Below are 5,522 nucleotides of genomic sequence, written 5' to 3'. Positions count from 1 at the left end.
CTATTTTCATCATTTCCTTTTTTTAATTAAGAGTAGGTAGGATTAAAATGATGGGTAAGAATTTGAGATCTTAGGTTTGCCAAAGACTTATAAATTGAGTTAAATCATTTCGCCAGTGTATTTCCTTAAATTGATTCCTTTTTCTTAGTTCCTTTTGAGGGGATGTTCCAACCTTTTCTATCTCTATTTCTGGTGGGTAAGGTTTAATATTACTTGAATATGTAGGTTGAAATAAATTCTCCAGAATTTTAATTCCTAATTCGAAATTCTCTATTCTCTTAAATCTTTCTTGGTAATCTAACAATAATTTGTTTTACATACATAATTGCCTTAAATTTGCGTTGTAAAATTAGAAATCCGAACGGAGGGGACGCTTAAGTCCCCTCTTTTCATTATTTGAAGTAATTAAAAAGAGTGAGTACGCTAAAAGAGCAAATAGAAAATTTTGTGGCAAAAGAGGTGGAAGGGACTAACCTTTTTTTAGTGGAGGTAATTTGTTCGCCCAAAAGTCCAAAATTCAAAATACTAATTCTTTTAGATGGTGATGAGGGTGTTACCATTGACCAATGCAGTAAACTGAGCCGATCGGTTTCTGCCATGTTGGAGGAAGAAGACCTGATCTCTGGTGCTTTCACTCTTGAAGTTTCATCTCCCGGGCTTGATCATCCATTATTGCTAAAAAGGCAATATGTTAAAAATGAGGGCAGAGACCTGAAGGTTTTGCTTAATAATGATACAGAGAAAAAGGGGGAGTTGCTTCAGACAAAAGAGGAGAGCATTGTCTTAAAGGAGGCAGTTAAAGAAAAAGGGAAAAAAGCGATTTCTTATCAGGAGGTAGAAATACCTTTTAACGATATAAAAAAAACATTTGTATTAATCTCATTTAAATAATTAAAATGGATAGCGGAGTATTAATCGAATCATTTGCCGAATTTGCCAAGTTTAAGAACATTGACCGTCCTACAATGATCCGCATATTGGAGGATGTATTCAGAACAATGATCCGTAAAAAGTTTGGTACGGATGATAATTTTGATATTATCATCAATACTGATAAAGGAGATCTTGAGATTTGGAGATTCCGTGAAATTGTTGACGATAACTCGGAAGATATTTGGGATCATGACAAAATTAGTTTGTCAGAAGCCCGGAAAATCGAACCGGACTTCGAAATTGGTGAAGAGGTTGCTGAAGAGATTAAGTTAATAGATTTTGGACGACGTGCAGTTTTGACAGCCCGACAGACCTTGATACAGAAAGTAAAGGACCTGGAGAAAGACATCTTATTCCAAAAATATAAAGAACAGGTAGGGGAATTGGTAAATGCTGAGGTTTATCAAATTTTGGGACGTGAGATTTTGTTAATAGACCATGAAAATAACGAATTGACCCTTCCTAAGTCAGAACAGATATCAAAGGATCGTTTTAGAAAAGGGGAAAGTGTTCGGGCGATTATTGATCGGGTGGAGATGATTAATGGAAATCCGAAAATTATTTTGTCTAGAACATCACCTGAATTTTTGGAGCGATTGTTTGAAAATGAGGTGCCTGAAATATATGACGGTTTGATCACCGTTAAAAAGATTGTTCGTGAGCCTGGTGAGCGTGCTAAAGTGGCAGTTGAATCTTATGACGATCGTATTGATCCTGTGGGCGCTTGTGTGGGGATGAAAGGGTCTAGAATTCACAGCATTGTACGTGAATTGCAAAATGAGAATATTGATGTAATTAATTTTACTGATAACCTGGAATTGTACATTAGCAGGGCTTTGAGCCCAGCTAAGATTAGCAGTATGAAGGTCAATGAAGAAGATGGAAGAGTATCCGTTTTTATGAAACCTGATCAGGTATCTTTGGCAATAGGTAAAGGTGGGCAGAACATTAAGCTCGCTAGTCGTTTGGTAGGATATGAAATAGATGTATTCAGAGAACAAGGAGAATATGAAGAGGATGATGTAGCTCTTCAGGAGTTTTCTGATGAAATTGAACAGTGGGTGATCGATGAATTGAAACGTGTAGGTCTTGATACTGCACGAAGCATTCTGGCCCTGTCTGTTGAGGATTTATTGCGAAGAACTGATTTGGAAGAGGAAACCGTTGAAGAGGTAGTAAGTATCCTCAAACAAGAATTTGAGTAGGAGTAACTTTTTTTAACCAGGAAAAAGAAAATTAGGCGTAATAAAATAGTATGGCAGCAGAAAAAATGATGAGGCTTAGTAAAGTAGCAAGAGAATTGAATGTAGGTAAAACTACAATCATTGATTTTCTTGCCACTAAGGGGTATGACATTGAAAATAATCCAAATGCCAAGATCAATGTTGAACAGTTCAATATGCTCTCCAGGGAGTTTGCTACATCTGCACAGGAAAAAAAGGAGGCATCTGAATTAACAATTGGGACAAAAAGGGCCGAAAACATTGTTATTGAAAGTGCTGGAGCAGAGGGTAAACCGAAGGAGGAAGAATATGAGGAAGAAGACAAGGTGCTAATCAAAAGTGTATCGACAAAAAGTGCACCGGCAACAGAAGAGCCTGCTGAGACCCCTAAAAAAGAAACTCCTAAACCTGCTGCTGATCAGGACAAGAAAGAAGAGGAAGAAAAAGTAAGTAGCTCCGGACCAAAGCTTCAAGGGATTAAAGTTCTAGGAAAAATTGACCTGGAAGGAAAAAAAGGTAAAGCTTCTAGCCCTAAAAAGGAAACTGAGAAGAAGGAAGAAAAGACAAAAACCTCTCAAGCGCCGTTTCCTAAAAAAGAAGTGATCAGTTCTGTTAAGGAAGAAACTATCAAAGCGAAAGAAGTAACCCCTACTCCTGAAAAAGAAAAGGCTTCTTCTAAAAAGGTTGAAACTGCTGAAACGGAAAAGAAAAAGCCGATAGAAGCTGCTTCTGAAGAAAAAACACAGGAAAAAGCTGAAACTCCTTCTTCCACCAAGCCTAAGGTTGAAGAAGCAAAAGAAAAAGAAGTACCTGCCGAAGAAAAAACAACTCCTGCAGTAAAAGCAAAGAAAGAAGATACGCCTGATAAACCTCAAACTGAGGAGAAGAAACCTAAGAAAAAAGCCATAGGAGAAGAAGCGGTGAGCAAGAAAGTGGAAAAGGCCCCAAAAGAGGAAATTAAGTCTGAAAAGAGTAAACCTCAGGAGGTAAAACCTGCTGAAAAAGCAGTGGAGGAAAAAGTTGAAGAACAACCTTCAAAAGTAATTGAAGCCAAGGCGGATCAGCTGAAAGGACTTACTGTTCTTGGTAAAATTGAATTGCCTGCTGCCAAGTCAAAGAAAAAGGCTAAGCCGGTTGCTTCATCTGACGATAAAAAAGAGAAAAAGAAATCCAGACGTCCACGTAAAAGAATAACTAAGCCTGGACAACAACCTGCAGCGACTGGAGAAGCTGCTAAAAAAGAATCTGGACAAGCAGCAGCTCCAAAAACAGGAGCTGGGGGCAGAGGTACAGCAAAACCATTTCAAAAGAAAGAGAGATTTAAGGATAAATCCAAAAGAGGTGGAAAGCCAGCTGAAAAACCTAAAGCGGAGCTTACCGATAAGGAAATCCAGGATCAAATTAAGGCAACCCTTGCACGCCTCAGTGGAGGAGGTGGAAAGGGAGCTTCCAAAGCCAGCCGTTCAAAATATCGTAAGGAAAAACGTTCTGCCATAGCGGATGCACGGGAGGAGCAGATACTAAAAGCACAAGAAGAAGCTAAAACACTTCGTGTTACTGAATTTATTTCGGCCAACGATTTGGCTAATTTGATGGAAGTGAGTGTCAATGATGTAATTTCCACTTGTATGGGATTGGGAATGTTCATTTCCATTAATCAGAGGTTGGATGCTGAAGCCATTACATTAATTGCAGATGAGTTTGGCTTTGATGTGGATTTTTCTTCCACAGATGAGGATCTGGTCGTTGAAGAAGTGGTGGATAAGGAAGAAGATTTAGTAGAAAGGGCACCAATTGTAACCATTATGGGGCATGTGGACCACGGTAAGACTTCCCTTCTTGATTTTATCCGAAGTGCAAGTGTTGCCTCAGGTGAGGCTGGGGGAATTACTCAGCACATTGGAGCTTATGATGTTACTACCAGCACAGGAAAACGAATTGCTTTCTTGGATACTCCTGGTCACGAAGCCTTTACGGCGATGAGGGCTCGTGGTGCTAAGGTGACAGACGTGGCCATTATTGTAGTGGCGGCTGATGATGATGTGATGCCTCAAACCCGTGAGGCCATTAACCATGCACAAGTAGCTGATGTACCTATTGTAATTGCAATTAACAAGATAGATAAGCCAAATGCCAATCCGGAAAAAATTCGGGAATCTTTAGCCAAAGAAAATATTTTGGTAGAGGATTGGGGTGGTAAATATCAATGCCAAGAGATTTCGGCTAAAAGCGGTCAGGGAATTGAAGAGTTGTTGGAGAAAGTATTGCTGGAGTCCGAGTTATTAGAACTGAAGGCTAACCCTAATAAAAAAGCTGTAGGGGCCGTGATTGAAGCCAGCCTAGATAAAGGGCGTGGTTATGTTTCTACACTATTAGTAGAATCAGGAACCTTAAAAGTGGGTGATACGGTACTGGCAGGGGCTCATTTTGGTAAAGTAAAAGCTTTATATAACCACCTTGGAAGACGGCTAGAGAAAGCAGGTCCCGCTACACCTGTCCAAATGTTAGGGTTAAATGGGGCTCCTCAGGCAGGAGATAAATTCAATGTGATGGAAAGCGACCGAGAAGCCCGCGAAATGGCGACTAAACGTGAGCAGTTGCTGAGGGAGCAAAGTGTGAGAACACGTAAGCATATTACCTTAGATGAGATCGGTCGTCGTTTGGCCATTGGTTCATTCCAGGAGCTTAATATCATTATCAAAGGGGACGTGGATGGTTCTGTAGAAGCTTTATCAGATTCCCTATTGAAACTTTCGACTGATGAGGTTCAAATTAATATCATCCATAAGGCCGTTGGACAGATCACCGAATCTGATGTACTATTGGCTTCTGCCTCAGATGCGATTATTCTTGGATTCCAGGTAAGACCATCTGCCGGAGCCAGACGTATTGCAGAGAATGAGGAAATTGAGATCCGTATGTACTCTATCATCTACCAGGCTATTGAAGAATTGAAGGATGCCATGGAAGGTATGTTGGCGCCTGAAGTGGAAGAAGTGATAGTGGGTAATGTAGAAGTTCGTGATGTCTTCAAAATTTCAAAAGTGGGTACCGTTGCCGGATGTTATGTGACCGACGGTTATGTGAAGCGCCACAGTAAGGTAAGGCTGATCCGAGACGGTATTGTAATCTATAATGGAGAAATTAACCAACTGAAGCGATTTAAAGAAGATGTAGGGGAAGTAAAACAAGGCTACGAGTGTGGATTGAGTATTGTTAACTTCAATGATATCAAGATTGGAGATAACGTGGAGGTTTATGAAGAAAGAGAAACTAAACGTAAGCTTTAAATAAATTAATAATTTCTAAGGAAAACTATAGATTTTTTAGGAAAGTCTTTGAAAAGAAGCTGCTTCATTATTTGGG

At 39.7% G+C, this 5,522-nt stretch carries 3 protein-coding genes; all 3 read left to right on the top strand.

Annotated elements, in window-relative coordinates; all coding sequences use genetic code 11:
* Positions 1-414: 414 nt before the first annotated feature.
* The 3 genes from E1171_RS08255 to infB are packed head-to-tail and all read left to right on the top strand — an operon-like array spanning position 415 to position 5,446.
* Complete coding sequence (locus tag E1171_RS08255) at positions 415-891, top strand: ribosome maturation factor RimP (RefSeq protein ID WP_187696339.1); 477 nt, start codon at positions 415-417, stop codon at positions 889-891.
* A gap of 5 nt (positions 892-896) precedes the next feature.
* Positions 897-2,138 (top strand): transcription termination factor NusA, encoded by a 1,242-nt coding sequence (gene nusA, locus E1171_RS08250; RefSeq protein ID WP_155205534.1) that lies wholly within the window; start codon positions 897-899, stop codon positions 2,136-2,138.
* Between the two features lie 50 nt (positions 2,139-2,188).
* Complete coding sequence (infB, locus tag E1171_RS08245; RefSeq protein WP_155205533.1) at positions 2,189-5,446, top strand: translation initiation factor IF-2; 3,258 nt, start codon at positions 2,189-2,191, stop codon at positions 5,444-5,446.
* The last annotated feature ends 76 nt before the right edge of the window (positions 5,447-5,522 follow it).

This window comes from Xanthovirga aplysinae (assembly GCF_009711365.1).
Classification (GTDB): Bacteria; Bacteroidota; Bacteroidia; order Cytophagales; family Cyclobacteriaceae; genus Xanthovirga; species Xanthovirga aplysinae.
Note: the sequence above shows the minus strand (reverse complement) of the source record. Positions and strands in the feature narration are given on the sequence as shown.

Bases quoted from the DNA above. Each gene is read 5' to 3' on its own strand.
- nusA (WP_155205534.1), top strand. From the start codon at position 897: ATGGATAGCGGAGTATTAATCGAATCATTTGCCGAATTTGCCAAGTTT.
- infB (WP_155205533.1), top strand. From the start codon at position 2,189: ATGGCAGCAGAAAAAATGATGAGGCTTAGTAAAGTAGCAAGAGAATTG.